This window comes from Streptomyces sp. B15, assembly GCF_018070605.1.
Lineage (GTDB): Bacteria > Actinomycetota > Actinomycetes > Streptomycetales > Streptomycetaceae > Streptomyces > Streptomyces smyrnaeus.
Genome location: NZ_JAGPXJ010000032.1, coordinates 28012 through 53851, shown reverse-complemented (window position 1 = coordinate 53851; position 25840 = coordinate 28012). Strand labels below are relative to the sequence as shown.

21 protein-coding genes and 3 pseudogenes are annotated in these 25840 nt (G+C 69.4%); 19 read left to right on the top strand and 5 right to left on the bottom strand.

Annotated features, from left to right (window positions below):
* Positions 1–28 precede the first annotated feature (28 nt).
* The 3 genes from KBY19_RS16885 to KBY19_RS16875 all read left to right on the top strand — a co-directional run bounded on the left by KBY19_RS16885 (position 29) and on the right by KBY19_RS16875 (position 4333).
* Entirely contained in the window at positions 29–1114 is a 1086-nt protein-coding gene (locus tag KBY19_RS16885) for an S-(hydroxymethyl)mycothiol dehydrogenase (protein ID WP_210966062.1), read from the top strand.
* Complete coding sequence (locus KBY19_RS16880; protein ID WP_099885645.1) at positions 1111–1731, top strand: MBL fold metallo-hydrolase; 621 nt, start codon at positions 1111–1113, stop codon at positions 1729–1731. Before KBY19_RS16885 ends, KBY19_RS16880 begins: the two co-directional genes overlap by 4 nt.
* A 133-nt stretch (positions 1732–1864) precedes the next feature.
* Positions 1865–4333 (top strand): FAD-dependent oxidoreductase, encoded by a 2469-nt coding sequence (locus tag KBY19_RS16875; protein WP_210966061.1) that lies wholly within the window; start codon positions 1865–1867, stop codon positions 4331–4333.
* Positions 4334–4621: 288 nt separating this feature from the next.
* On the opposite strand, the gene KBY19_RS16870 is transcribed toward KBY19_RS16875, so the two are convergent.
* A complete protein-coding gene (locus KBY19_RS16870; protein ID WP_185018830.1) occupies positions 4622–4942 on the bottom strand; it encodes a bifunctional 3-phenylpropionate/cinnamic acid dioxygenase ferredoxin subunit in 321 nt (106 codons plus the stop codon).
* Between the two features lie 853 nt (positions 4943–5795).
* On the opposite strand from KBY19_RS16870, the gene KBY19_RS16865 reads away from it, so the two are divergent.
* Positions 5796–6932 carry an aromatic ring-hydroxylating dioxygenase subunit alpha gene (locus KBY19_RS16865; RefSeq protein WP_185018828.1) on the top strand — a complete coding sequence of 379 codons (1137 nt, stop codon included), beginning with the start codon at positions 5796–5798 and terminating at the stop codon, positions 6930–6932.
* Between the two features lie 152 nt (positions 6933–7084).
* On the opposite strand, the gene KBY19_RS16860 is transcribed toward KBY19_RS16865, so the two are convergent.
* Entirely contained in the window at positions 7085–7735 is a 651-nt protein-coding gene (locus tag KBY19_RS16860) for a GntR family transcriptional regulator (protein ID WP_099885641.1), read from the bottom strand.
* 110 nt (positions 7736–7845) lie between these two features.
* Between KBY19_RS16860 and glyA the strand changes: the two genes are divergently transcribed.
* From glyA to KBY19_RS16830, 7 genes are all read left to right on the top strand, one after another.
* Complete coding sequence (gene glyA, locus KBY19_RS16855; RefSeq protein WP_210966060.1) at positions 7846–9153, top strand: serine hydroxymethyltransferase; 1308 nt, start codon at positions 7846–7848, stop codon at positions 9151–9153.
* Positions 9150–10388, top strand: a complete 1239-nt coding sequence (locus tag KBY19_RS16850) for a sarcosine oxidase subunit beta family protein (RefSeq protein WP_099885639.1) — start codon at positions 9150–9152, stop codon at positions 10386–10388. The genes glyA and KBY19_RS16850 overlap by 4 nt, the downstream gene beginning before the upstream one ends.
* Positions 10389–10401: 13 nt before the next feature.
* The gene (locus KBY19_RS16845; RefSeq protein ID WP_210966059.1) at positions 10402–10710 is read left to right on the top strand and encodes a sarcosine oxidase subunit delta; all 309 of its coding nucleotides are present in this window, start codon (positions 10402–10404) and stop codon (positions 10708–10710) included.
* Positions 10707–12395: a 2Fe-2S iron-sulfur cluster-binding protein gene (locus tag KBY19_RS37515; RefSeq protein ID WP_307843528.1), complete on the top strand. Its 1689-nt coding sequence runs from the start codon at positions 10707–10709 to the stop codon at positions 12393–12395. The genes KBY19_RS16845 and KBY19_RS37515 overlap by 4 nt, the downstream gene beginning before the upstream one ends.
* A complete protein-coding gene (locus KBY19_RS37510; RefSeq protein ID WP_307843527.1) occupies positions 12392–13627 on the top strand; it encodes a glycine cleavage T C-terminal barrel domain-containing protein in 1236 nt (411 codons plus the stop codon). Before KBY19_RS37515 ends, KBY19_RS37510 begins: the two co-directional genes overlap by 4 nt.
* Positions 13620–14252, top strand: a complete 633-nt coding sequence (locus tag KBY19_RS16835) for a sarcosine oxidase subunit gamma (RefSeq protein ID WP_185018823.1) — start codon at positions 13620–13622, stop codon at positions 14250–14252. The genes KBY19_RS37510 and KBY19_RS16835 overlap by 8 nt, the downstream gene beginning before the upstream one ends.
* A 249-nt stretch (positions 14253–14501) precedes the next feature.
* On the top strand, positions 14502–16811 hold the full coding sequence (locus KBY19_RS16830) for an FdhF/YdeP family oxidoreductase (RefSeq protein ID WP_210966058.1): 2310 nt from the start codon (positions 14502–14504) through the stop codon (positions 16809–16811).
* A 107-nt stretch (positions 16812–16918) separates the two neighbouring features.
* On the opposite strand, the pseudogene KBY19_RS36535 reads toward KBY19_RS16830, so the two are convergent.
* Positions 16919–17128: pseudogene (locus tag KBY19_RS36535) on the bottom strand (TetR/AcrR family transcriptional regulator C-terminal domain-containing protein); the annotation flags it as partial.
* Between KBY19_RS36535 and KBY19_RS36530 the strand changes: the two are divergent.
* From KBY19_RS36530 to KBY19_RS16805, 6 genes and pseudogenes are all read left to right on the top strand, one after another.
* A pseudogene (locus tag KBY19_RS36530) lies at positions 17111–17434 on the top strand (monooxygenase); the annotation flags it as partial. The pseudogenes KBY19_RS36535 and KBY19_RS36530 overlap by 18 nt on opposite strands.
* A gap of 106 nt (positions 17435–17540) precedes the next feature.
* Positions 17541–17888: pseudogene (locus KBY19_RS16820) on the top strand (RidA family protein); the annotation flags it as partial.
* Positions 17889–18258: 370 nt separating this feature from the next.
* On the top strand, positions 18259–18828 hold the full coding sequence (locus KBY19_RS16815) for a TetR/AcrR family transcriptional regulator (protein WP_099885632.1): 570 nt from the start codon (positions 18259–18261) through the stop codon (positions 18826–18828).
* Between the two features lie 364 nt (positions 18829–19192).
* On the top strand, positions 19193–19816 hold the full coding sequence (locus tag KBY19_RS36525) for an MFS transporter (protein WP_247691055.1): 624 nt from the start codon (positions 19193–19195) through the stop codon (positions 19814–19816).
* A 22-nt stretch (positions 19817–19838) separates the two neighbouring features.
* Complete coding sequence (locus KBY19_RS36520) at positions 19839–20255, top strand: Dabb family protein (RefSeq protein WP_247691054.1); 417 nt, start codon at positions 19839–19841, stop codon at positions 20253–20255.
* Positions 20256–20472: 217 nt separating this feature from the next.
* A complete protein-coding gene (locus KBY19_RS16805; RefSeq protein WP_210966056.1) occupies positions 20473–21237 on the top strand; it encodes a MerR family transcriptional regulator in 765 nt (254 codons plus the stop codon).
* Positions 21238–21748: 511 nt separating this feature from the next.
* Here KBY19_RS16805 and KBY19_RS16800 read toward each other — a convergent pair.
* Entirely contained in the window at positions 21749–22225 is a 477-nt protein-coding gene (locus tag KBY19_RS16800) for a hypothetical protein (RefSeq protein ID WP_143674936.1), read from the bottom strand.
* Positions 22226–22520: 295 nt separating this feature from the next.
* Here KBY19_RS16800 and KBY19_RS16795 point away from each other — a divergent pair, with 295 nt between their 5' ends.
* Positions 22521–23618 (top strand): hypothetical protein, encoded by a 1098-nt coding sequence (locus KBY19_RS16795; RefSeq protein WP_307843526.1) that lies wholly within the window; start codon positions 22521–22523, stop codon positions 23616–23618.
* Between the two features lie 160 nt (positions 23619–23778).
* A complete protein-coding gene (locus KBY19_RS16790; protein ID WP_099885627.1) occupies positions 23779–24576 on the top strand; it encodes an SAM-dependent methyltransferase in 798 nt (265 codons plus the stop codon).
* Positions 24577–24784: 208 nt separating this feature from the next.
* On the opposite strand, the gene KBY19_RS16785 is transcribed toward KBY19_RS16790, so the two are convergent.
* The gene (locus tag KBY19_RS16785) at positions 24785–25573 is read right to left on the bottom strand and encodes a FadR/GntR family transcriptional regulator (RefSeq protein ID WP_210954986.1); all 789 of its coding nucleotides are present in this window, start codon (positions 25571–25573) and stop codon (positions 24785–24787) included.
* Between the last annotated feature and the right edge of the window lie 267 nt (positions 25574–25840).

Here is a 25840-nt window from a genome sequence, read left to right as displayed (position 1 = left end):
GAAGATCACTGAGTACAGGAGTACCGACATGCAAGAGGTCCGCGCAGTCGTTGCGATGAGCAAGGACGCCCCGGTCTCCGTAGAGACCATCCTCGTCCCCGACCCCGGCCCCGGCGAGGCGGTCGTGACGATCCAGGCGTGCGGTGTCTGCCACACCGATCTCCACTACCGCCAGGGCGGCATCAACGACGCATTCCCGTTCCTCCTGGGCCACGAGGCCGCCGGCATCGTGGAGTCCGTCGGTGAAGGCGTCGATTCCGTGGCCCCGGGTGACTTCGTCATCCTCAACTGGCGCGCCGTGTGCGGCCAGTGCCGTGCGTGCGAACGCGGCGAACAGTGGTACTGCTTCAACACGCACAACGCGATACAGCAGATGACCCTCACCGACGGCACGGAACTGACGCCCGCCCTCGGCATCGGCGCCTTCGCCGAGAAGACGCTCGTCCACGCCGGCCAGTGCACCAAGGTCGACCCGGCCGCCTCGCCGGCCGCCGCCGGCCTGCTGGGGTGCGGGATGATGGCAGGGCTCGGCGCCGCCCTCAACACCGGCCAGGTGGGACGCGGAAAGAGCGTCGCGGTGATCGGCTGCGGCGGCGTCGGCTGCGCGTCGGTCGTCGGCTCCCGACTCGCCGGAGCGTCCCGGATCATCGCTGTCGACATCGACGACCGCAAGCTGCGGTGGGCCGAGGGGCTGGGCGCCACCGACACCGTGAACAGCACGCGGCAGGATCCCGTCGAGGCCATCCGGGAACTGACCGGCGGACACGGCGCCGACGTCGTCATCGACGCGGTCGGCAGGCCGGAGACCTACCAGCAGGCCTTCTACGCCCGCGATCTCGCCGGCACCCTCGTCCTCGTCGGCGTCCCCACCCCTGACATGAAGCTGCCCGACATCCCGCTGATCGACGTGTTCGGCCGCGGCGGATCCCTCAAGTCCAGCTGGTACGGCGACTGCCTGCCCTCCCGGGATTTCCCGATGCTCATCGACCTGTACCAGCAGGGCCGACTCGACCTCGACGCCTTCGTCTCCGAGAAGATCGGCCTCGACGACGTCGAGGAAGCGTTCGACCGGATGCACCACGGCGACGTGCTCCGCTCGGTGGTGGCCCTGTGAGCCCCGCCGAGCAGGTACGCATCGACCACACCGTCACCTCCGGGACGTTCTCCCTGGACGGGGAGACCCACCAGGTCGACAACAACGTCTGGATACTCGGCGACGACCATGAGTGCGTGGTCCTCGACGCCCCTCACGACGTGGACCGCATCCTCGATGTCGTCGACGGCCGCCGGGTGAAGGCCATCCTGTGCACCCACGCCCACGACGACCACGTCAGAGTGGCACCGCAGCTGGCGGCCCGCACCGGGGCGCCGATCCTGCTGCACCCCGACGACCGCCCTGTGTGGGAGCTGACGCATCCCGGCAGCGCGTGGGACACCAACCTCACGGACGGAGCGATCCTCAAGGTCGCCGGCGCCTCGCTCGAAGTTCTGCACACCCCGGGCCACGCGCCGGGCGCGGTGTGCTTCTACGCCGAGGAGCTGGGTGTGCTCTTCAGCGGGGACACGCTGTTCAACGGCGGCCCCGGAGCCACCGGACGCTCGTTCAGCGACCACAGCGTGCTCGTGGAGTCCATCCAGGAGAAGCTGTTCCGCTTGCCCGGCGACACGGTGGTGCACACCGGGCACGGCCCGGACACCACCCTCGCCGCGGAGATGGCCAGCATCCCGTAGCGGACCGAGGCTGCCGGCGGCTGTCCGCCTGCTCCGTACCTTCCCGGGCGCGCCGCGTCGTTCGGCCCGCGCACCGACCGTCCTGACGTCCCCACCGCGGTAGCGAGTCCCGTTCCTTTAGGAGAGAGCAGCAATGAGTACCACGCCACGCGTCGTGATCATCGGAGCCGGAATCGTCGGGGCGAACCTGGCCGACGAGCTGACCGCACGCGGTTGGAACCGCGTCACCGTCCTCGATCAGGGACCGTTGCCGCTGACCGGTGGTTCGACCTCGCACGCGCCTGGGCTGGTCTACCAGACCGCTGCGTCCAAGACGATGACAGAGTTCGCCGCCTATACCGTCGAGAAGCTGCTGAGTCTCGGCAGCGGCGACTCGTGGTGCTTCAACCAGGTCGGGGGCCTGGAAGTCGCCACGACCCCGGAGCGGCTCGCCGACCTGCACCGCAAGCAGGGCTGGGCTGCCTCCTGGGGTGTCCCGGGTGAGGTCGTCGGGCCGGAGGAGTGTGCCCGGCTGCACCCGCTCCTCGACCCCGACCAGGTCCTGGGCGGCTTCCACACTCCGACCGACGGGCTGGCCAAGGCCTCCCGTGCGGTCGCCGTGCTCGCCCGCCGTGCCGAGTCCCGCGGAGCGGAGTTCCACGGCTCGACCCGTGTTACGGGGATCAGCCACAGCGGGGGCCGGGTCACCGGCGTGCGGACCGACAGCGGAGAGGTCCCCGCCGACATCGTCGTGTCGTGCGCCGGGTTCTGGGGCCAGGTCGTGGGCGACATGGTCGGCATGCGGGTTCCGCTGCTACCGCTGGCTCACCAGTACGTGCGCACCGGACAGGTGGCCGAACTCGTCGGCCGCAACGACGACCGGGTCGAGGCCGGACTCCCGATCCTGCGCCATCAGGACCAGGACCTGTACTACCGGGAGCACAACGACTGTGTGGGGATCGGCAGTTACGCGCACCGGCCGATGCCGGTGCACGTCTCCGCCCTGCCCGAGGACGGGAACGGCACCACCGAAAGGACCATGCCCTCGAAGCTGCCGTTCACGGAGGAGGACTTCGCCCCGTCCTGGGAGCAGAGCCGACTGCTCCTTCCCTCCCTGCGGCAGGCCAAGGTCGAGGCCGGTTTCAACGGGGTCATGTCCTTCACCCCCGACGGGGGTCCGCTGATCGGCGAGTCCCCCGACGTGTCCGGCTTCTGGATCGCCGAGGCGGTCTGGGTGACGCACTCCGCGGGGGTGGCCCGCTCGGTCGCCCAGTTGCTCGTCGACGGGCGCAGCGAGATCGAGCTGCACGGCTGCAACGTGCACCGCTTCGACGAGATCGAGACCACCGAGCACCACGTCAACGAGACCTCGAAGCAGAACTTCGTGGAGGTCTACGACGTGCGGCACCCGCTGCAGCCCAAGGACTCTCCGCGCGACCTGCGCGTGAGCCCGTTCCACGCGCGGCAGAAGGAGCTGGGAGCGTTCTTCCTCGAGGCCCACGGCTGGGAGCGCCCGCACTGGTACGAGGCCAACGCACCTCTCCTCAAGGAGCTGCCACCCGAGTGGCAGCCGCCGGCCCGGGACGACTGGTCAGCCATGTACCACTCGCCGATCGCCGCCGTGGAGGCGTGGAAGACCCGCACCGCGGTCGCGATGTACGACATGACGCCACTCAAGCGCATCGAAGTGAGCGGCCCCGGTGCGGTGGCATTCCTGGAACGGCTGACCACCGGCAAGATGGACAAGTCCGTGGGGGCGGTCACCTACACCCTCGCGCTGGATGACGCCGGCGGCATCCGCAGTGACCTCACCGTCGCCCGCCTCGCTCGGGACCTGTTCCAGGTCGGCGCCAACGGCAATCTCGATCTGGACTACTTCCGCCGCCAGGCCCCGAGCGACCACAGCGTCCAGATCCGTGACATCACCGGCGGCACCTGCTGCGTGGGAGTGTGGGGCCCGCTGGCCCGTGACCTGGTCCAGCCGCTGAGCCATGAGGACTTCTCCCACGAGAGCCTGAAGTTCTTCCGCTGCATGCCCGCACATATCGCGGGCGTCCCGGTCACCGCGATGCGTCTGTCCTACGTGGGCGAACTCGGCTGGGAGATCTACACCAGTGCCGAGTACGGCCAGAAGCTGTGGGACGTGCTGTGGGAGGCCGGCCGCGAACTGGGGGTGGTCGCCGCCGGGCGTGCCGCGTTCAACAGCCTGCGGCTGGAGAAGGGGTACCGCGCCTGGGGGTCGGACATGACCACCGAGCACAACCCCTACGAGGCCGGTGTCGCGTTCGCCGTACGCCCGCAGAAGGGCGAGTTCATCGGCCGGGACGCGCTCACCGGCCTCGGAAACGACACCGTCACCCGCCGTCTGACCTGTCTGACCATCGACGACGGCCGCAGTGTCGTACTGGGCCACGAACCGGTGTTCCTCGACGGCCGGGCGGCCGGGTACGTCACATCCGCCGCATTCGGCCACACGATCGGCAAGCCGATCGCCTACGCCTGGCTGCCCGCCGAGGCCACGGTCGGGACCGCGGTCGACATCCAGTACTTCGACCGCACAATACGCGCCACCGTCACCGCCGAGCCTCTGGTCGACCCTGAGATGACTCGCATCCGCCGCTGAGCGGTGCGGACGCGGGCCCGCGCACCGCGCCCCTCACACCCCTCGGTGCTGCCGTGCACGGCAGCACCGAGGCCGGATGCACGCCACCGGGAACGAGGGGAACGGACCGCGGGTGGCAGGCATATGAGTGTGCCGACCCCGTCGACCGGGACCGGCACACTCGTGTCACCGACGGACCTCATCCGCCGCGCGTACAGCTGCGACGCGTCGCCGTAGCTGTCCTCCCGCCCTACCGGCTGTGCCACCGTGCTCCGGCCCTGCCGGCGAGGCACCCGGCGGTGCGGTTCCTCACACCGGTTCCACCACGCTGACGTGCAGCTGGATGGAGCCGTCAACCACGGAGACCTCATACGTGCGCACGGGCCTCTTGGCCGGCGGACATGTGGGGCGCCCGGTACGCAGATCGAAGAAGGCTTCGTGCAGCGGGCACTCGACGAAGCAGCCCTCCAGAAACCCGTCGGAGAGCGAGGCGTCCTGGTGGGTGCAGGTGTCGTCGATCGCGTACAGCGTGCCGTCGGCGTTGAACACCGCGACAGGAGCCGGCACCCCTTCCGTGATGCGCACGGATTCACCGGGGGGCAGGTCCTCGAGTCGACACACCGTGATCATGGAAACCTCCGGGTTCGGTTGCCCGACAGGGGAAGAGGAAAGGCGGAGCGGCGGCAGTCGGCTGCCCGACGGGACAGGGGCCGGAAAGCCATGGGGGCACAAGGGGCGCGTCATTGGGAGTTGGGACACCGAAAGCACTCTGTTCCGTAATACGCAATCGCTTTCGTATCGCGCAACAGAATCCCGGGGGGCTCCGGGCGTTGTCAAGTCGCAATGGACCAGGAGTGCCGACGCGTCGCGAGAGGCCGTCACCTCCCGCCGCACGGCTGTCACGGCCGATCGCCTGCCCGCGAGGGGAGGACGCGGCAAGGGCTCGCTTCCAAGCCGTGGGGCGGCCGCTGCGGGCGCAGTGTCCACATCCCGGGAAACACCCCGGGCTCCCCGGATTCTCTTGACAGCCGACTCACCCCTGTCGCACCGTCTCTCAAGACGCAACATGATGCGCGATACAGAACACCGAGCGCCTTCCGCGCCCGGGAGCGCATCCGCGTTCCTGGCCGTGCCCGCGGCCTGCGTCATCAGCTCAAGCGGCCCGTACGACCGCTTCGCAGCGTGCCGTTGCGAAGCGGTACTTCTCCGTGCATCTCGCTCCACTCGGCCCAGCACCACGCGGATGGACGAGACGCCACTTCTGTCCCGCACTGCTTCCGGCGAGAACACAGCTCCCGCCCGCTAAGGAGCCCGACAGTTGTCACACGAAGTCCGCGCAGTCCCCGCCCGGGGCACTCCCCGGTACCGCTTCGTACGCGTAACGCCATCCGGTCGATGACCCCCACCGACGGCACCGCAGATCATCCCTCACCTTTGCCCGCCACCGCCGTGTGCGTCTGACGACTTGACGAAAGCTGGCACGATGACCTCCACCGATCTTCCTCCCAGCCTGATCCCCACGCTGTCCGGCGATCACTACACAGACCCCGCGTACTTCGCCCGGGAGCAGCAGCACCTCTTCGAACGCATGTGGTTCTGCGGCGTCCGCACCGACGAACTGGACAAGCCAGGCCGCTTCCGCACCATCGAGGTCGGCCGGGAGAGCGTACTCGTCACCCGGGCACGCGACGGCTCCGTCCGCGCCTTCCTCAACATCTGCCGACACCGCGGAGCACAGCTGTGCACCCAGGAATCCGGGGAGGTCAGGCGCAGCTTCCAGTGCCCGTACCACGCCTGGACCTACGGGCTGGACGGCAAACTCGTCGCTGCCCCGAATCTGACCTCGATGCCCGACATCGACCGCACCGCCTACGGCCTGATCAACGTCCATGTCCGGGAATGGCTCGGCCACGTATGGGTGTGCCTCGCCGATGAACCGCCCTCCTTCGAGGACGACGTCATCGGCGCCGTGACCGACCGCCTCGGGGACGCGGAAGCGATCGACCACTACGGCATCGAACAGCTCCGGGTGGGCCGCAGGATCACCTACGACGTCAAGGCCAACTGGAAGCTGATCATCGAGAACTTCATGGAGTGCTACCACTGCGCCACCATCCACCCCGAACTCACCGAAGTCCTACCGGAGTTCGCCGATGGCCTCGCGGCCCAGTACTACGTCGGCCACGGAGCCGAGTTCTCCGAAGAGGCCAAGGGCTTCACCATCGACGGCTCCGAAGGGCTGGACCGGATCCCCACGGTCACCGAGGACCAGGACCGCCGCTACTACGCCATCACCGTCCGCCCCCAGGTCTTCATCAACCTTGTACCCGACCACGTGATCTTCCACCGCATGTACCCCATGGCGCACGACCGCACCATCGTGGAATGCGATTGGCTCTACCTCCCCGACGTCGTGGAGAGCGGAAAGGACGTAGAGCACTCCGTGGAGCTCTTCCACCGCGTCAATCAACAGGACTTCGACGCCTGCGAACGCACACAGCCCGGCATGTCCTCACGGGCCTACGCAGCAGGCGGTGTCCTCGTCCCCAGCGAACACCACATCGGCGCATTCCACACCTGGCTCCAGGACAGGCTGGCCAAGGAAGAAGCCAACACCTGATCCGCCACGGCCTGCGTGCCGGCCGTCCTGCCCCCACGAGGAGGGCGAACGGCCGGCAGGCCCTCTCGCCGTGCCGGGCGGCGCCGCCCGGCACGGCACGACGGGCCCGCACGAGTGGGGCCGAGCCGCGGCCGGGCTCGCTCGCGGCCGTCTCAGATGGCGGCGCGCACTGCCTTCTCGAAACCTTCGACGTGGCGGCTGGCGAGTTCGTCCGCCTGGTCGGGCTGACCGTCGATGATGGCCCGCAGCAGCGGCCGGTGTTCCTCGACATGACCGATCACGCCGCCTGGCAGCCGGTCGAGGAAGAGGCACCAGATGCGCGTGGCCAGGTTGTCGTGACGGACGAGAGTGTCCTCCAGATACGGATTGTGCGTGGCTGCGTAGATCGCGCGGTGCACCTGCAGGTCCAGCCGCATCAGCTCATCGGCCTGGTAGCGGCCGGAGCGAACCTTCTCCAGTTCCTGCAGCAGCTCCGTCAGGGCCACCCGGTCCTGGTCGGTGGCGCGCCGTGCGGCCTGGGCGGCTGCCATCGGCTCCAGCCGCAGGCGCACCTCGGAGATGTGGGCGAGGTCGGTGATGTTGACCTCGGTGGCGAAGGTGCCGCGCCGGGGGTAGGTCGCGATGAGTCGCTCGTACTGCAACCGCTTGAGCGCTTCACGTACCGGCGTGCGTCCGACACCGAGGTCCTGCGCCAGGCGGTCCTCGTTGATCGGCTCTCCCGGCCGGATATCGAGCATGACAAGGCTGTCCCGGATGGCGCGGTACGCGCGCTCGGCAAGCGACAGCTCCTCGTTCTCGGACATCGTCAACACGTACTGCCCCACACTCCCTTGACGTGGCTCAGGAACGCTCATAGTTTACTGCACAGCTAATATATCAGTCGTCCTTTAGTCGGCTTGAGGATGGTGCCCAGTTGTCCGCGAACTCCTCGATCACGCCCCCGCTCGCTGCCTCCCTCGGTGAGCTCGACCCCGACATCGCTACCGCAGTGGGCGCCGAGCTCCGTCGTCAGCAGTCCACGCTGGAGATGATCGCCTCGGAGAACTTCGCTCCGGCCGCCGTGATGGAGGCCCAGGGCTCGGTCCTCACCAACAAGTACGCGGAGGGCTACCCGGGCCGGCGGTACTACGGCGGCTGCGAGCACGTCGACGTCGTCGAACGGCTCGCCGTCGACCGGGTAAAGGCCCTCTTCGGCGCCGAGGCGGCCAACGTCCAGCCGCACTCCGGGGCGCAGGCCAACGCCGCAGCGATGGCCGCGCTGCTGGAGCCCGGGGACACGATCCTCGGCCTCGACCTCGCGCACGGCGGGCACCTCACCCACGGCATGCGCCTGAACTTCTCGGGCCGCCTCTACAACGTGGTGCCGTACCACGTCCGCAAGTCCGATATGCGGATCGATATGGACGAGGTCGAGCAGCTCGCCCTCGCCCACCGGCCCAAGATGATCGTCGCCGGCTGGTCCGCATACCCGCAGCAGCTGGACTTCGGGGCCTTCCGCCGGATCGCAGCCGAGGTCGGCGCGTACCTCCTGGTCGACATGGCGCACTTCGCCGGCCTGGTCGCCGCCGGGCTGCACCCCAGCCCGGTGCCGCACGCGGACGTCGTCACCACCACCACGCACAAGACCCTCGGCGGTCCGCGCGGTGGCGTGATCCTGTCCAAGAAGGAGTACGCGAAGAAGATCAACTCGGCGGTCTTCCCCGGCCAGCAGGGCGGCCCGCTGGAACACGTCATCGCCGCGAAGGCCGTGGCATTCAAGATCGCGGCTTCGGAAGACTTCCGCGAGCGCCAGCAGCGCACCCTCGCCGGAGCACGAGCACTCGCCGGCCGGCTGCTGGCCGACGATGTCTCCGAGTCGGGCGCGACCGTCCTGACCGGCGGCACCGATGTCCACCTCGTCCTGGTCGACCTGCGCAACTCACGCCTGGACGGGCAGCAGGCCGAGGACCGGCTGCACAGCATCGGCATCACCGTCAACCGCAACGCGGTGCCCTTCGACCCCCGGCCCCCGATGGTCTCCTCCGGCCTGCGCATCGGCACACCCGCGCTGGCCACCCGCGGCTTCGGTGTCGGCGAGTTCCGGGAAGTCGCCGACATCATCGCGCGGACGCTGACCGCCGAGGAACTGGACGAGGCCGAGGCCGCACTGCTCCGCGACCGGGTCACCAAACTCGCCGAAGCGTTCCCCCTCTACCCCCAGCTGACGAAGGAGACGGCATGACAGCGCCTGAGGCGAACCCGGCTGCCCGGCTCCCCGAACACCCGGACTTCCTCTGGCGGAACCCGGACCCGAAGCACAGCTACGACGTCGTCATCGTCGGGGGCGGCGGGCACGGCCTGACCACCGCCTACTACCTCGCCAAGGAACACGGCATCACCAATATCGCCGTCCTGGAGAAGGGGTGGCTGGCCGGCGGGAACATGGCCCGCAACACCACCATCATCCGCTCCAACTACCTGTGGGACGAGAGCGCAGCCCTCTACGAGAAGGCCCTGAAACTGTGGGAGACCTGGCCGGAGGAGCTCGACTACGACTTCCTCTTCAGCCAGCGAGGAGTGCTCAACCTCGCGCACACCCTTCAGGACGTCCGCGAGAGCAGGCGCAGGGTCAACGCCAACTGGCTCAACGGCGTCGACTCCCAGTGGCTGGAGCCGGAAGAGGTCGCCAAGGTCTGCCCCATCCTCAACGTCTCCTCCGACACCCGCTATCCGGTCCTCGGCGCGACGTACCAGCCGCGTGCCGGTATCGCCAAGCACGACCATGTCGCCTGGGCGCTGGCCCGCCGCTGCGACCAGATGGGCGTCGATCTCATCCAGGGCTGCGAGGTGACCGGGTTCGTCAAGGACGGCGATCGCGTCGTGGGCGTCGAGACCGATCGCGGACGCATCAACGCCGGCCGGATCGGGCTCGCGGCCGCGGGACACAGCAGCGTCCTGGCCGAGATGGCAGGCTTCCGGCTGCCGATCCAGTCCCACCCTTTGCAAGCGCTCGTCTCCGAACTGCACGAGCCGGTCCACCCGACCGTGGTGATGTCCAACCACGTGCACGTCTACGTCTCCCAGGCACACAAGGGCGAACTGGTGATGGGCGCGGGCGTGGACCAGTACACCGGGTACGGGCAGCGCGGATCCTTCCACGTCATCGAGCACCAGATGGCCGCCGCCGTCGAGCTGTTCCCGGTCTTCGCCCGGGCCCACGTGCTGCGCACCTGGGGCGGCGTCGTCGACGTCACTCCGGACGCGTCCCCGGTGATCGGCCCGGCTCCGCTGGAGAACCTCTTCGTCACCTGCGGCTGGGGCACCGGTGGCTTCAAGGCCACCCCGGCAGCCGGCTACACCTTCGCCCACACTATCGCCACCGGCGCACCACACCCGCTCAACGCCCCCTACGGGCTCGACCGGTTCACCACCGGGGCCCTGATCGACGAGCACGGCGCCGCCGCCGTCGCCCACTGAGAGGAGCTCGCCGATGCTGCAAATCCCCTGCCCATGGTGCGGCCCGCGGGACGAGACCGAATTCCACTGCGGCGGCCAGGCCCACGTGCCCTACCCCGCGGCCCCCGGTGAACTGAACGACCATGAGTGGGGCGAGTACGTCTTCTACCGCGACAACCCCAAGGGCACCCGCGCCGAGCGCTGGATGCACAGCGGCGGCTGCCGACGCTGGTTCAACGTACTGCGGGACACGGTCAGTTACCAGGTCCTGGCCGCCTACCGCGCGGACGAGCCCCGCCCCGCCATCAACCCGTCCCGCGAAGAAGCCGGAGCGCCCCGATGACAGCTCAGACAGGCCGGAGCGAACCCCCCGAGCAGGCGTACCGGTTGCCGCGCGGCGGCCGCATCGCCCGCGGGCGCCTCCTGCGCTTCACGATCGACGGCCGCGAGCTGACCGGCCACCCCGGTGACACCCTCGCCTCCGCCATGCTGGCCAACGGGCTGCTGGAGAGCGCGCCTTCGCTCTACCGCGGCCGTCCGCGCGGCATCGTATCCGCAGGTGTCGAGGAGCCCAACGCCCTGGTGCGGCTGCCCCTGGCGGGCTGCGCCGAATCGATGCTTCCGGCGACCACCGTCGAGCTGTTCGACGGTCTGTCCGCGCAGACGCTCTCCGGCATGGGCCGGCTCGACCCCACTCCGGACCCGGCGGTCTACGACAAGAAGTTCGTCCACACCGATGTCCTCGTCGTCGGTGCCGGTCCTGCCGGGCTGGCCGCCGCCGACGCCGCGGCCCGGTCCGGGGCGCGAGTGATGCTCATCGACGATCAGCCGGAGCCGGGAGGTTCGCTGCTGTCCACGTCCGGCGAGACAGTGGACGGCATACCGGTGGCCGACTGGATCGCACAGGTGACCACCCGCCTGGAGGACGCCCGCGAGGCCGTACTCCTGCGCCGCACCACCGCCTTCGGCTCCTACGACGACAACTACGTACTCGCCGTGGAGAAGCGCACCGACCACCTCGGTGACGAGGCGCCGACAGGCATCTCGCGGCAGCGGGTGTGGCACATCCGCGCCCGCCGCGTCGTCCTGGCCACCGGTGCACACGAGCGCCCGCTGGTGTTCTCCGGCAACGACCGCCCCGGCATCATGCTCGCCTCGGCTGTGCGGACCTACGTCAACAGGTACGCGGTGGCCCCCGGTTCGCGGGTCGTGGTGGCCACCACCAACGACAGCGCTTACGACACCGTGGCCGACCTGCACGCGCACGGCATCGAGGTCCGCGCCGTCGTGGACTCCCGGCCCGAACTGTCCGAGCGGGCCGGCGAGATCGCCGAGGCGACGGGACTGCGCATACTGACCGGCAGCGCCGTCGTCCGGAGCGAGGGGGACGGAAGGATCACCGGTTGCGCCATCGCCGCGCTCGACGAGGAGGCCGTGCCCACGGACGCGGAGGAGTCCCTCGGCTGCGATCTGCTGGCCGTCTCCGGTGGCTGGAGCCCGGTCGTTCACCTGCACAGCCAGCGTCAGGGCAGGCTGCGCTGGGACGAGGCGAAAGCGGCCTTCGTACCCGACGGAACAGTGCGCGACCAGCAGGTCGCCGGTGCGGCAGGCGGAACCTTCGGCCTCGGCGGCTGCCTGGCCGAGGGCGCCGCGGCCGGCAGTGCGGCGGCGGCCGCGGCCGGCTTCGCCACTCGCGACGAACCCGCACCGCAGGCCGGAACGGAGCACGGCCCCGACAGCGTACGCCCGCTGTGGCTGGTCCCCGGCCCCGGGGAACCGCACACCTGGGACACCCACTTCGTCGATCTGCAGCGCGACGCGACCGTCGCCGACGTGTGGCGGGCCACGGGCGCCGGGATGCGCGGCGTCGAGCACGTCAAGCGCTACACGTCCATCGGTACGGCCAACGACCAGGGAAAGACCTCCGGCGTCAACGCGATCGGCGTGATCGCCGCCGCCCTGGCCGGCAGCGACGGGCCGGCCTCCCCCGGAGAGCTCGGCACTACCGCGCCCCCTACACGCCGGTGAGCTTCGCCGCCTTGGCCGGGCGCGAGCGGGGCGAGCTGTTCGACCCGGCGCGGCTGACGTCCATCCACCCCTGGCACGTGGCGCAGGGCGCCGAGTTCGAGGACGTCGGCCAGTGGAAGCGCCCGTGGTACTTCCCGCTCCCCGGCGAGGACATCGACACCGCCGTCGCCCGCGAGTGCCGGGCGGTGCGCGAAGGCGTGGGCATGATGGACGCCACCACCCTCGGCAAGATCGAGATCTGGGGCACGGACGCCGGTGAGTTCCTCAACCGGATCTACACCAACGGCTTCAAGAAGCTCAAGCCCGGCATGGGCCGGTACGGCGTGATGTGCAAGCCCGACGGGATGATCTTCGACGACGGCGTCACGCTCCGGCTGGAGGAGAACCGCTATTTCATGACCACCACCACCGGCGGGGCGGCGGGTGTCCTCGACTGGCTGGAGGAGTGGCTGCAGACCGAGTGGCCCGAACTGGACGTGTACTGCACCTCCGTGACCGAGCAGTGGGCCACCATCGCCGTCGCCGGGCCCCGCGCGCGGGACGTGGTGGCGCCACTGCTGCCCGAACTCGACCTGTCGGCCGAGGCGTTCCCGTTCATGGCGTTCCGCGAGACGACCCTGGCGAACGGGATCCCCGCCCGCGTGTGCCGCATCTCCTTCTCGGGCGAGCTGGCGTACGAGATCAACGTCGCGTCCTGGTACGGCCTCGCCGTCTGGGAGCAGGTCCACGAGGCGGGGCAGCCGTACGGCATCACCCCCTACGGCACCGAGACGATGCACGTCCTGCGGGCGGAGAAGGGCTACATCATCGTCGGCCAGGACACCGACGGCACAGTGACGCCGCACGACGCGGGCATGTCGTGGGCGGTCTCCAAGCTGAAGGACTTCGTCGGCAAGCGGTCCTTCTCCCGGCCCGACACCGCCCGCACCGACCGCAAGCACCTCGTCGGGCTGCTGCCCGCGGACAGAACCACCCGGCTGCCCGAGGGCGCGCAGCTCGTCGCCCAGGGCGTGCCCATCACCCCCGAGGCCGGGCCGGTGCCGATGCTCGGTCACGTCACCTCCAGCTACCACAGCCCGGCTCTGGGGCGGCCCTTCGCACTCGGGCTGGTGACGGGCGGGCGTGACCGCATCGGCGACACCGTGCTCGCGCCGGTGGGCGAGGAACTGGTGCCCGTCACCGTCGCCGAACCCGTGCTCTACGACCCCGAAGGGACCAAGCGAGATGGCTGAGCCGACCGGCACCGGGCCGCTGACGTTGCGCCGCAGCCCTCTGGAACACCTCAAGGACACGATGCGGGCGGCCTCCGTCAGCGGCGCCCGTGGGGTCTCCCTGACCGAATGGCCGTTCCTCACCATGGTCGACGTGCGCGTCGCCCCGGGTTCCGCGGCGGCGGTCCGGATCGAACAGGCTCTTGGCACGCCACTTCCCCTGCGCTGCGGCGACACCACCGCGTCCGGCCCGCACGCGGTGATGTGGCTCGGTCCCGACGAGTGGCTCGTCCTGTCCCAGGAGGACGGCGCAGAACTCACCCACAGGCTGCACGAGGCGCTTGGCGGGGATGCGGGATCCGTCGTCGACGTCTCGGCGAACCGCACCACGCTGGAGCTGCGGGGACCAGCCGCCCGGGACGTGCTGGAGAAGGGCTGCCCACTGGATCTGCATCCCCGGTCCTTCGGCCCCGGTCAGGCGGTATCGACCACCGTGGGTCCCGTCCCGGTAGTGCTGTGGCAGGTCGACGGCGCCCCGGCGTACCGGCTGCTGCCGCGGGCCTCGTTCGCCGACTATCTGGCGCGCTGGCTGCTCGACGCGATGCGCGAGTACGGCCACGAGGCCGAGGCGCCCCTGAGGTCCTGAGTCTGCGCGAGGCGGTGCGGGCCTGCGTGGAGCACCGGTTCCCCGAGACGTGTGTTCCAGGCGGCCTGCGGACCCGTCTCGCACGGCCGCACAGCGGCTCGCTGCGGCGCTTCTGCCGCGAGCCGGGCGCAAGGCGCGTGGACCGGACCCGAAGACCACCTGCGAGGAGCCCCGCGGCCAAAAGGCGAGAGCCGATCGGCGCATCCATCCCGCCACTCGGTCACAAGGCAGAATGAGGCAGGCCAGACCATGAGCAGCAGCATCGAGGACCCGAGCGACGACCTGTCCGTCACGTCACCCAAGACCTGGGCGGCCGGCGTTCCCGCCGTGACGCACGCGTTGGGGTACTCGCTCGGCCAGACGTCGGTGCGGCGCACCGCGTTGACCCTGCTGAACATCAACCAGGCCGAAGGCATCGACTGCCCCGGCTGCGCCTGGCCCGACGGGGCACCGGGCAAGCGCCACACGAACGAGTACTGCGAGAACGGCGCCAAGCACATCAACGACGAGGCCACCTCACGGCGGGTCACCCGGGACTTCTTCCGTGAGCACTCGATCGCCGAGCTGGACGGGAGGTCCGACTACTGGCTCAACCAGCAGGGCCGACTGACCGAGCCGATGGTCAAGCGGTCCGGCGCGACCCACTACGAGCCGATCGGCTGGGACGAGGCGCTCAGCCTGCTCGCCGCCGAACTCGTCGGGCTGGACTCCCCCGACGAAGCCCTGTTCTACGTCTCCGGCCGGCTGAGCAACGAGGCGGCCTTCCTCCTCCAGCTCTTCGCCCGCGCGTTCGGCACCAACAATCTGCCCGACTGCTCCAACATGTGCCACGAGTCGAGCGGGTTCGCGATGAGGGAAGCACTGGGCACCGGCAAGGGCAGTGTTTCCCTGGACGACGACATCCACCACGCCGACCTGGTCTTCGTGGTCGGCCAGAACCCGGGCACCAACCACCCGCGGATGTTGTCCGCGCTCGAGGAGACCAAGCGCAACGGCGGTCAGGTCGTGGCGGTCAACACGCTGCCCGAGGCCGGGCTGATGCGCTTCAAGAACCCGCAGAAGGCACGCGGCGTGATCGGCCGGGGTGCCGCTGTCGCCGACCAGTTCGTGCACATCCGGGCGGGCGGCGACCTCGCCCTGTTCCAGGCCCTGAACCGGATGCTGCTGGAGGCCGAGGACGGCGCGCCCGGCACGGTCCTCGACCACGACTTCATCCGGAACCACACGACCGGCTTCACCGATTTCGCCGAGCACGCGCGCACGGTTGCCTGGGAGGACCTCCTTGAGGCGACCGGGTTGCCGCGGGAGGAGATCGAGGCCGTCTTCGACCGGGTCCTGGAAAGCAAGAAGATCATCGTCTGCTGGGCCATGGGCCTGACCCAGCACAAGCACGGGGTGCCGACCATCCGCGAGGTCATCAACTTCCTGATGATGCGCGGCAACCTGGGCAGGCCCGGCACCGGCGCCTGCCCGGTGCGTGGCCACAGCAACGTCCAGGGCGACCGGACCATCGGCGTGTGGGAGCAGATGCCGCAGGAGTTCCTGGACGCCCTGGAACGCGAGTTCGGCTTCACTCCGCCCACCCCTCACGGCCTGGACGCGGTGAACGGCATCCGGGCCATGTACGAGGGACGCGCCAAGGTCTTCCTCGGCGTCGCGGGCAACTTCGTACGGGCCACGCCGGACAGCGCGGTCACGGAGGAGGCCATGCGGAAGTGCCGCCTCACCGCGCACATCTCCACCAAACTCAACCGTTCCCACACCGTGTGCGGCGACACCGCGCTGATCCTGCCCACGCTGGGTCGCAGCGACCGAGACTTCCAGGCCACGGGCGAACAGTTCGTCACCGTCGAGGACTCGATGAGCGAAGTCCACGCTTCCCGGGGGAAGCTGCCGCCCGCCTCCCCGGACCTGCTGAGTGAGGTGGCGATCATCAGCCGGACGGCCCGCAAGACCCTCGGCTCGGTACCGCCCCTTCCCTGGGAGGACTTCGAGAATGACTACAGCACTGTCCGCGACCGGATCTCCCGTGTCGTGCCGGGCTTCGAAGACTTCAACGCCCGGCTGGCGCAGACCGGCGGCTTCGTGCTGCCCAACCCGGTGAACCAGGGCGTCTTCCCCACCTCCAGCGGCAAGGCCGTCTTCACCCTCAACGAGTTCACGATGCCGCACGTTCCCGAAGGACACCTGCTGCTGCAGACCCTGCGCTCACACGACCAGTGGAACACCATCTGGTACGCCCCGAACGACCGCTACCGCGGCGTCCACAACGCCCGCCGCGTCGTCCTCGTCAATCCCGCCGACCTGAAGGACCTCGGCGTAGCCGACCGGGACGAGGTGGACCTGGTGAGCATCTGGCACGACGGGACGGGGCGCCGGGCGGAGAACTTCCGGGTCGTCGGCTATCCCACCAGCCCCGGCTCCGCCGCGTCCTACTACCCGGAGACCAACGTCCTGGTGCCGCTGGACAGCGTGGCCGACTTCAGCAACTGCCCCACGTCCAAGGGCATCGTGGTCCGCCTGGAGCCGGCTCGCAACGTCACCCCGGGTGCGGTCTGAGGACAGGTCGAGGGCCGACTCGCCGGAAGCTGCCAGGGGGACATGCTCGGCGCATCGTCGATCTCCTTCCGCCAGTTGGGGCCCGCACCGTCGGACCTCCTGTGGGCTCACTGCCGCACAGCACGCAGCTCGTCCAGTAGCAGCCGCAGTCCGAACTCGAAGTGCTCCGTGAAGTCCGTACTGGTGAGCACCGGCAGGGTGGCCGGGAGGTGTGGATAGGCCGCTGCCACCACCGCCTCGTGCAGACCCCCAGCATCGGCGGACTCTTCGTTCTCCGGTCGGAGGGCGGCCTGTTCCTCCAGCGTGTGGCCGACGGTGTCGGGCTGACCGCCGCCGACTCGGAGGCGACGCGGGTGTACGAACTGCTCCACCCGGGGCGCTTCGTGCTGCTCAGTCTGACCGGGGACCCCGTCCTCGAGGAGCCCGTCGACGCAGGCTGGGGCTCGCGGGTCGAAGGAGTCACCGTCGACAAGTACGACGAGCGTGCGGACCTCGACGGGGTGACCGAGGTTCTCGTACGCCCCGACGGTCATGTCGCGTGGGCCACTCGTACCACCGACGGCGGCGCGCGCATCGACGACCGGGTCCGTGCGCTGACCGCCTGGGCGGGTACGGCCTCCTGAGAGGAACGGAATCATGCCTGTGAACCGCGTCGATCCACCGTCCGTGCACAACCCGTCCGACCAGATCACCCAGGTCGTCACCGTCGACTGAACACGACTTGCGCATCTCTCCGGACAGGTCGCCTGGGATGCGGAAGGACGGCCCGTGGGGCCCGGCGACCATGAGGCCCAGGCCGCACAGATCGCCCGCAACCTCGACGCCGCACTCACCGCGGTCGGCGCCACCCGCAACGACATCATCGAAGAGACCGTCTACGTCGTCGACTACACCCCGAAGCTGCTACCCGCGATCTTCGGGCCGCTGCGGGCCGGTGTCTCGCAAGCGCCTGCAAGCACGCTGGTGGGCGTGCCCGCACTCTTCGCACCGGAATACCTCCTCGAGGTCCAGGTGGTCGCCGCGCTCCCCGGCGGAGGGAGCCATGCCGAGCCATACCGACCGACAACACCGCAGTGAGCGAGCGTGCCGGGGCACCCGAACCCGGCGGGAGCCGCAGGACACCCACCTGGAGTGACGACCAATGTCTCGAAGCCGCGCTCACCCGCCGTGCCTGGGAGGACCCAGGCTTCGCCGAGCGACTGGAGCGCGAGCCCCTGGAGGCCCTGGCGTCGATGGGAGCGCACGTCGCCCCCGCGTCAAGGTGCAGGTCAGGCTGCAGAAACGCGACACGCCGTACTACGTCGTCCCACCCGCGAAGCGGCCGGACCAGCCCGACCGCCGTGAGGACTCACCGCAATTCTCGCCGGGTACGCCGACGCGTGGTCCCTCCGACGTCGTCCTTGGCGGCGCGTTTGACAGCCCAATCAGTGAGTGGTTTATTACTCACATGCCGAAGCCCAGCTCACAACGACAGCTCTCGACCGCCGACGAGCGGCGGAGGACGGTCCTCCAGACCGCGGTCAGCGCGTTCGCGGACCGGGGCTACTTCGGCACGAGGACCACGGACGTGGCGCAGCGGGCCGGTATCTCGCAGGCGTACATCTACCGGCTCTTCCCCGACAAGGAGGCGCTGTTCGTGGCGGTGGTGGAGCACTGCTTCGGGCGGGTCCGCGAGAGCCTGGGCGACGGGGCCGCCGCGGCGAAGGGGAGTTCCGCGCAGGAGATCCTGGACGCGATGGGGAACGCGTACGCCGAACTCATCTCGGACCGCGACCTGCTGCTGCTCCAGCTCCACGCGCAGTGCGCGGCAGCCGCCGAGCCGGCCGTCCGCGAGGTGGTGCGCAGCGGATACGCGCGTCTGGTCGAGTACGTACGGGGGGCCTCCGGCGCACCGGAGGCCGACGTTCAGCGGTTCTTCGCCGTGGGCATGCTGTGCCATCTCGTGGTCGCCCTCGGCACCCACGAGATGGATGCCCCGTGGGCCCGGACGCTGTCCGACGGGCTTCGGCACTACTGAGACCCGGAGCCGATCGTCACAGGGAGGGGGTGATCTCATGCACCGCACCGTCGCGGCCCGTTGGGCCGCACTCGTGCCGCTGGCCGTTCTGGACGCGGCACTGTTCGCGCTGTGGCGCTGAGCACCGTGCCGCGATCTCCGCGGCTCTTTCTTTGGCCGCGAGAGTGAGTGGTTAACCACACATAGAGCGAGAACGAGACCAAGGAGTACCGACATGCCACCCATCACCACCGCCACACCCGCTTCGGGCGCGGAACGGCTCATCTGGCAGGCCACGCTGACCGTCCTGCTGCTCGCGCCGGCCTTCATGGTCACGCTCTGGAACTGACCATCGACGGCTCGTTCCCGCGAAGGGAGGGCGGCCATGGCCCTCACCACGGCACAGCCTGTCCCGACGCGGCAGGCACCACCAACGCGCGCGGCCCGCGCCGCCCTACGGGCCTCGGCCACGCTGACCCTCATGGCCGCGGCGATCATCGCGCCCGGTCTGCCCGCGATGGGCGAGGAGTTCGCCGAAACACCCGGCGGGGGGCTCCTCGTCCACTTCGTGGTGACCATCACCTCGCTCGGCGTCGCGGTGGGCGGGATCATGACCGCGGTCAGCTCGACCATCACCGACTGGTTCGAGGGGGCGCGACAGGCCTCGTTCCTCGGGTGGCAGCAGACGTTTGCGAGCCTGGGCGGGGTCGTCTTCCTGCCGCTGGGCGGGATCCTGGCCGGGGTCGACTGGCGTGCGCCGTTCTGGCTGTACGCCGTATCGGCCGCCGTCGCGGTCCTGGCGTTCACCGCTCTTCCTCGAACAGTTCCTCTCGCCACTGGCCCTCCAACCCCTCATCGACGCGGCCGGACTCGCGGGCACGTTCACGTGGGCGGGAGGGGCGATGGCGGCCGGGGCGCCCCTGGTCGGGCTCGTGACCGGCCAAGCCCGCATACCCGCGTGCCCGCGGCAGGGCCCACCACACACCGACCACGCCCATCACAGAAATGAACTCCGAAAAGGGAGCACCCTGATGATCCACCACTGTGTCCGCTTCACCATCAAGCCCGGCACCACGCCGGCACAGCTTGAAGACGCCCTCGCCGCCCTGCGCAACCAGGGCGAGGTCATACCCTCCGTACTCTCCTTCCTCGTCGGCCGCGACCACGGCGGCGGGTACGAGTGGGGCGCCACCTTCGAGATAGCCGACCTGGAGGGCTACTGGGAGTACCTCATCCACCCCGCCCACCGCCGCACCGACGAGATCGGGCTGCCGCTGGTCGACAAGTTCGTCTCCTTCGACATCACCGACGACCCCGACCCCGAATGCGGCGACAAGATCGCCGCCCTGCACCGGCGCCGCTACGACGCCGACCCCGGCCTCACCGAACTCGTCTCCAACCTCAACCAGTACGAAGGCAGCGCCGCCCCCGGCCCCCACGCCGCCTGACACCCGTCCGGGAGGCGGGGCACAGCGGCCTGACGGCGGACACAGCCGACCCCGGATCACCCGCCGTGCGAACCCTGCACAGACTGGCCGGGCAGGCGACCTGAAAAACGCCGCCGAAGGGCGTCGGCCGCCGGTTTCCGGTTGTGCTTTCCGCTGCGTCAACTCCTACATTCTTGTGCGGGCCGGAGGGACCGGCCCGGCGACGGGAGGCGGGGCAATGGCCTGGTCGATCGCGGACGTGGCCCGGATGTCCGGGGTGACGTCCCGGACACTGCGGCATTACGACGAGATCGGCTTGCTGCCGCCGGCGTGGATCGGAAGCAACGGGCACCGCTACTACGAACAGGCCGAGCTGCTGCGGTTGCAGCAGATCCTGCTGATGCGTGAACTGGGTGTGGGGCTGCGCGAGATCCGGGCGGTCCTGGACAGCCAGGTCGATCAGGTCGCCGTGCTCCGCGAGCACCACCAGCGGCTGCTCGCGGAACGGGACCGGCTCGAGACGCTCGCCCGTACGGTCGGCCGCACCATCGCCGAACTGGAGGAGGGCAAGGACGACAGCGACCCGGTGAAGATCAACAGGCCGGAGAATCTGTTCGAGGGCTTCGAGTCCTCTCCCGAGATCGATGCCGAGGTCCGGGAGCGGTGGCCTCGGGCGTGGGAGCAGTCCCGGCAGGCCGTCGAGAAGATGACCGCCGAGGACGCGGAGCAGTGGCAGCGCGAGGTGACGGCGCAGATGATCCGCATGGCGGAGTTCATGGCGGCCGGCACACCGGTTTCCGACGCCGCGGTGCAGGCCGAGGTGGACGCCCAGTACCAGTTCGTGTGCCGGTACTGGACCCCCAGCGCGGCCGCCTACAAGGGGATGGGCCGGCACTTCGTCGATGACCCGAGGTTTCGTGCGAACTTCGACAAGATCGCCGACGGGCTGGCCGACTACCAGCGCGAGGCGATGGTCTTCTACGCCGATGCCCGGCTGAGCTGACCGACGGACCCACCTACCGAGCGCTGCAGACACCGGCAAGTCCCCCTCCTCCCCCGCCCGTCCGCTGCCGCGCTCAGCGCATCCGACCGACCGGGCAGTCCCTGGTCGGCGGCGATCTCGGCCGGAGTCCCTGACATGACGGTGCGGACGTGCTCGGTGACCAGCTCGACGGGCCGGTCCCACCAGGCGGCGCGGCGTAGGGGTGGACCCACGGTCGGGTCGGGGATCATCACTGGCATGGCCCTTACGATTCCCGGGACCGGTCGGGCGATCAACGGCACTTCCGGAAACGGTCGATAGCCGCACGCTGATCGTTCGCCGTGCTGAGTGTTCCCGCCGCAGCCGGTGGGAGCCGATGGCCCAGCCATTGGCGCGTCGAGGCCTCGGACCGCAGGCCGGCCCGACCCGGCCCAGTGCTCGGTGACGGCACCTACGCAGCCGGGCCGGCGAGGGCAGTGGTGGGACCGCAACCGGCGTGGTGCACGCCGGGAAACGGCCCACGGAACTTCGGCTATTCGTTGAACCACTCCGACAGGACGCTGCGCCCGCCGCCGTTCCAGAAGAGGTGCATCTGGAAATTGGCCAACTGCCCGACGTCGTACGGTCGCTTGTCGCATCCGGCGTCGCCGCCGTCGGATTCCTTGAACGCTATGATCGGATCCCCGGTGGCGCCCTGCTTGTACAGATAGCCAGTGACGCCATGACCGTCGGCCTTGGTGTCGCAGATCTTGAACACATCGCCGTCGTCGATGAATACCATCTTGCCGCGGCCGTTCGGGAGGTAGATGGTCTTGTTGCTCTCTCGCACATCGGCCTGAGCCGGGGCTGCCGCAGTGGCGATCAGCGCGGCGGCGGCGCCGGCGACCACCGCGAAGTGGATGGACCGAGATCTGGCCATCGATTCCTCTTCCTTGTTCGGCGGAGAATGCTCGAAAGCGTGCGAAGCGCAGAATTCCACGCGGTCGTGGTCGCGGAAAGCCAGGAACAAGACACTCCACAGCGCCAGGGAGCTTTCGATGACGGACGGCGACGCTGCGGGCGGACATCGCTGACCCGAAGTTCGAGCCACGTACGGACGGGTCCTGCAGTGTTCCGGCCACCCCCGCGAGTCCGCGTGTGCGAACTGCTCGCGTAACGCCGGCCCGGCTGTCGGAGAAAGCGCCCCGGAAGCGTGGCAGCCTCGCCGACGCATTCAGTGGGGCGTCCGGACCAACCGGCCTGTACGGGAAGTGCGAAGGGGGCGGCTTGACCCTCACACCATGGCAGGCGTCACGGTGCCAGGCATGTCTTTCACCTACGTCGGGTCCGGTCCGTACTGCTACGCCAACTCCCTGGCGATGATCCTCGCCGACCAGACGCCGCCTCCGGCCGTGATCGAGGTTCTGACAGGCTCCCCGTACGGGATGCAGTTGATCGGCGGGCGGATGCCTGTGTTCGACTCGTTCGGCTGGGATCCCGAGATCGGGCTGGACGACGCGATCGGCCTGCTCGGCTGGGAGTGCGATCGCATGGACGGGGGGACGGCCTCGGACGCTCTCGACCGGCTGCGTCGGGCCTGTCAGGACGACGGCCCCGTGCTGGCCGGGCCGCTTGAGCTCGGGCTGCTGTCGTATCAGCCGGGGTCGGGCAAGGCAGTGGGCGCCGACCATTATCTGGTGGTGTTGGAGGTGGGCGACGACACCGTACTCGTCCACGACCCGCAGGGTTACCCGTATGCCACGCTTCCGGTCGATGCCTTCACCCAGGCCTGGCGCGGGGAGTTGATCCCTTATCTCGGGCGGCCCTTCCGGATGCGGCACAAGTTCACCCGGCGCCGGCAGGTCGACCCGAAGGAGGCGTTGCTGCGCGCCCTTCCCGGTGGGCAGGCCTGGTTGGCCGGCCGGACGGATGTGGAGGTCGCTCCCGGAACGCTGGGACAGGCCGAGGCCGCCGAGCGCACCGCCCAGCTGGTGGAGTGCGGGCTGGACCCCGAGGTCAGGCTGCTGTGGCAGGAGTTCGCGGTGCGGGTGGGGGCCCGCCGGCTCAACGACCTGGCAGGCTGCCTGCTGTCCCTGGGCCTCGATGCCGGTGGGGCCATCGCCGCAGAGCAGGCCCGGATCGTCGGTGGCCTGCAAGGGGCGGTCGTGTCAGGCGACGACAAGGCGCTCGCGGCTGGTCTGCGTCGGCTGGCTCCCACATACGAACGACTGCGCGCTGCCCTGGTCGATGGTGACGGCACAAGGCTCGCCGGTGACGACAGACGAACACCCGGCACCGAGCTCGGCCGTGGACGCGGGCCTGCCTCGCCGTCGGACCTCCGCCACGTGGACGGCTCCGAGGGCCAACCGCACACGGAGCCCGGCTCACCAGGCGGGATGACACGCACCGAGCCGAATAACTGACAACCTGCAAAATCTCCCAATGCCCATACAGCCTGTGTGGTCGGGAGGTAACGTGCGGTAGCCACGCCGAGGTGGTGCCTGCGGGGCGGAGGACATCCGCAGCAGACACCTGTGCACGGCGATCGTCTGCCGTCCATGAAGATCAAGGAGCTGAACGCCAATGGCGAACGCGCAAAGCCCGGAGATCCGCAGCGACATCCCGCACTCGGCGCGGATCTGGAACTACTGGATGGGCGGCAAGGACAACTACGAGGTCGACCGCAACGTCGGAGAGGCCTGCCTGGAGATCGACCCGGACATCTCCACCATGGCCGTTCAGTCGCGCCAGTTCCTCATCCGCGCGGTGCGCCACCTGGCCAACGAGGCCGGCATCCGGCAGTTCCTCGACATCGGCACCGGCCTGCCCACCATGCAGAACACGCACGAAGTCGCGCAGGGCGCGGCACCGGAGTCCAGGATCGTCTACGTCGACAACGACCCGCTGGTACTCGCCCACGCCCGGGCGTTGTTGATCAACACCTCGGACGAGGGAGTCACAAGCTATATCAACTCCGACTTCCACGACCCGGACCAGATCATCTCCGATGCGCGAAATGTCCTGAACTTCACGCAGCCGATCACCGTCATGTTCATGGGCGTGCTCGGCCATGCCAACACCCACGAGGACATGCTGCGCATCGTGCGCACCGTGATGGAAGCGGTGCCCTCGGGCAGCCACCTGGTCCTGTGGGACGGCTCCGTCGACAGCCAGGCGTATGTGACCCTCTGCGAGGAGTACGCGAAGACCGGCGGAGCCCCCTACTACCCGCGCACCCAGGACCAGATCCGCGCCGCCTTCGACGGCTTCGAACTCGTCGACCCGGGCTTCGTCCCCATCGTCGACTGGCGCCCCGACTCCTCCCGGTTCGGGGAGCGGCCGCAGATCGCCGCGTACGGCGGAGTCGCACGCAAACCGTGAATCCACCGTGGTGAACCGCGGGGCGATTGCTCGCGCTGACCTCGCTCGGGCCGGTGGTCCGAAGATGCACGGGTGAGGTCGGCGCGGAGTCGCTCGCGGGGCGCCGGCCTGGCGTCGCCGCCGCGGTCGCCGGAGTACCGCCCGGGGCACCGCGTCGGCACTGTGGGCCGCACCCCGGGCGCGGCCATCATGGGACGGGCAGCATCCCCTACTCGGTGCCGTCCGCCTCGGGGCGGCTCTCGATCTCCTGCAACGTGATGTGCAGGTGGTACTCCATCGCCGCGACCGCCTGCGCCGGATCACCGGTCAACACGGCGTCGAGCAGTTCCTCGTGTTCGGTGGCGGAGCGGGCGGGATCGGCCCCGGTGGCGAGGTACCGCCGGTGGCTCTCCTCCCGGCTTTCGGCGAGTGAGCGTTCCAAAGCGTCCAGGATCTGCGTCAGGCTGGTGTTGCCCGCAGCTGCCACCAGTGCCTGATGGAAGGCGACGTCCGTACGTATTCGGGTGGGCATGTCGAGCGGGTTGGCGCGCTGCTCGGCGATCGCCTCGCGGGCTCGGGCGATGTGCGGACGGGTCTGCGGCTCCTCCGGGCCCGCGATCCGCTGCGCGGCGAGTCGGGCACCGTGCACCTCCAGCGCCTTGCGGATCTCGGTGAACTCCATGAGGGCGCGCTTGTCGCGCAGCACCGCGAACGCGACGAACTTCTCCACCGGCAAAGCGTTCGGTGAGGCCACCACGGCCGGCTTGCCCTGACGCCGCTGCACCAGGCCGCGCGCCTCAAGAGTCTTCATCGCCTCCCTGAGCACCACCCGGCTCACCCCGAACCGTGCCGCGAGCTCGCCCTCCGGAGGAAGTTGATCCCCCGGCTCGACGCCCGGGCCCACGCACAGCTCCTCGATGAACTCCACGACCTGTGTGGTCAGCGACCGTGGCCGGGCACGCATCGCGCCGCGCCCTGCCGGCTGCCGCGCGGACTCCCCCTCCGCCGTGTCCTTCAATGCGTTCGCCCCTTAGTCGAAATCGGCACCTGAGCCGACTGAGCGGCAGCCTGCCGAGCGGCTGTCTGCTGAGCGGCTGCGCGGCCCGGTGCGGTACGGACCAGTGCCGATCGTATGCGTTCGGTCGTACGCGTTCGTCGGAAAGTGTTGACCACGTAGCAGCTTATATTACAAGCTACGTCCGTTCGGCGGCTCACTCGAAGACCCGCCGACGTCCGCACGCCAGTCCGCGACGAGGGGCGCAGGTGAACAGCACCGATCAGCAGA

Bases quoted from the DNA above. Each gene is read 5' to 3' on its own strand.
- KBY19_RS16850 (WP_099885639.1), top strand. From the start codon at position 9,150: ATGACAGCGCCTGAGGCGAACCCGGCTGCCCGGCTCCCCGAACACCCG.
- KBY19_RS16835 (WP_185018823.1), top strand. From the start codon at position 13,620: ATGGCTGAGCCGACCGGCACCGGGCCGCTGACGTTGCGCCGCAGCCCT.
- KBY19_RS16805 (WP_210966056.1), top strand. From the start codon at position 20,473: ATGGCCTGGTCGATCGCGGACGTGGCCCGGATGTCCGGGGTGACGTCC.
- KBY19_RS16845 (WP_210966059.1), top strand. From the start codon at position 10,402: ATGCTGCAAATCCCCTGCCCATGGTGCGGCCCGCGGGACGAGACCGAA.
- KBY19_RS16830 (WP_210966058.1), top strand. From the start codon at position 14,502: ATGAGCAGCAGCATCGAGGACCCGAGCGACGACCTGTCCGTCACGTCA.
- KBY19_RS16860 (WP_099885641.1), bottom strand. From the start codon at position 7,735: ATGTCCGAGAACGAGGAGCTGTCGCTTGCCGAGCGCGCGTACCGCGCC.
- KBY19_RS16870 (WP_185018830.1), bottom strand. From the start codon at position 4,942: ATGATCACGGTGTGTCGACTCGAGGACCTGCCCCCCGGTGAATCCGTG.
- KBY19_RS16795 (WP_307843526.1), top strand. From the start codon at position 22,521: ATGTCTTTCACCTACGTCGGGTCCGGTCCGTACTGCTACGCCAACTCC.
- KBY19_RS36520 (WP_247691054.1), top strand. From the start codon at position 19,839: ATGATCCACCACTGTGTCCGCTTCACCATCAAGCCCGGCACCACGCCG.
- KBY19_RS16865 (WP_185018828.1), top strand. From the start codon at position 5,796: ATGACCTCCACCGATCTTCCTCCCAGCCTGATCCCCACGCTGTCCGGC.
- KBY19_RS16790 (WP_099885627.1), top strand. From the start codon at position 23,779: ATGGCGAACGCGCAAAGCCCGGAGATCCGCAGCGACATCCCGCACTCG.
- KBY19_RS37515 (WP_307843528.1), top strand. From the start codon at position 10,707: ATGACAGCTCAGACAGGCCGGAGCGAACCCCCCGAGCAGGCGTACCGG.
- KBY19_RS36525 (WP_247691055.1), top strand. From the start codon at position 19,193: ATGGCCCTCACCACGGCACAGCCTGTCCCGACGCGGCAGGCACCACCA.
- KBY19_RS16875 (WP_210966061.1), top strand. From the start codon at position 1,865: ATGAGTACCACGCCACGCGTCGTGATCATCGGAGCCGGAATCGTCGGG.
- KBY19_RS16885 (WP_210966062.1), top strand. From the start codon at position 29: ATGCAAGAGGTCCGCGCAGTCGTTGCGATGAGCAAGGACGCCCCGGTC.
- KBY19_RS16815 (WP_099885632.1), top strand. From the start codon at position 18,259: ATGCCGAAGCCCAGCTCACAACGACAGCTCTCGACCGCCGACGAGCGG.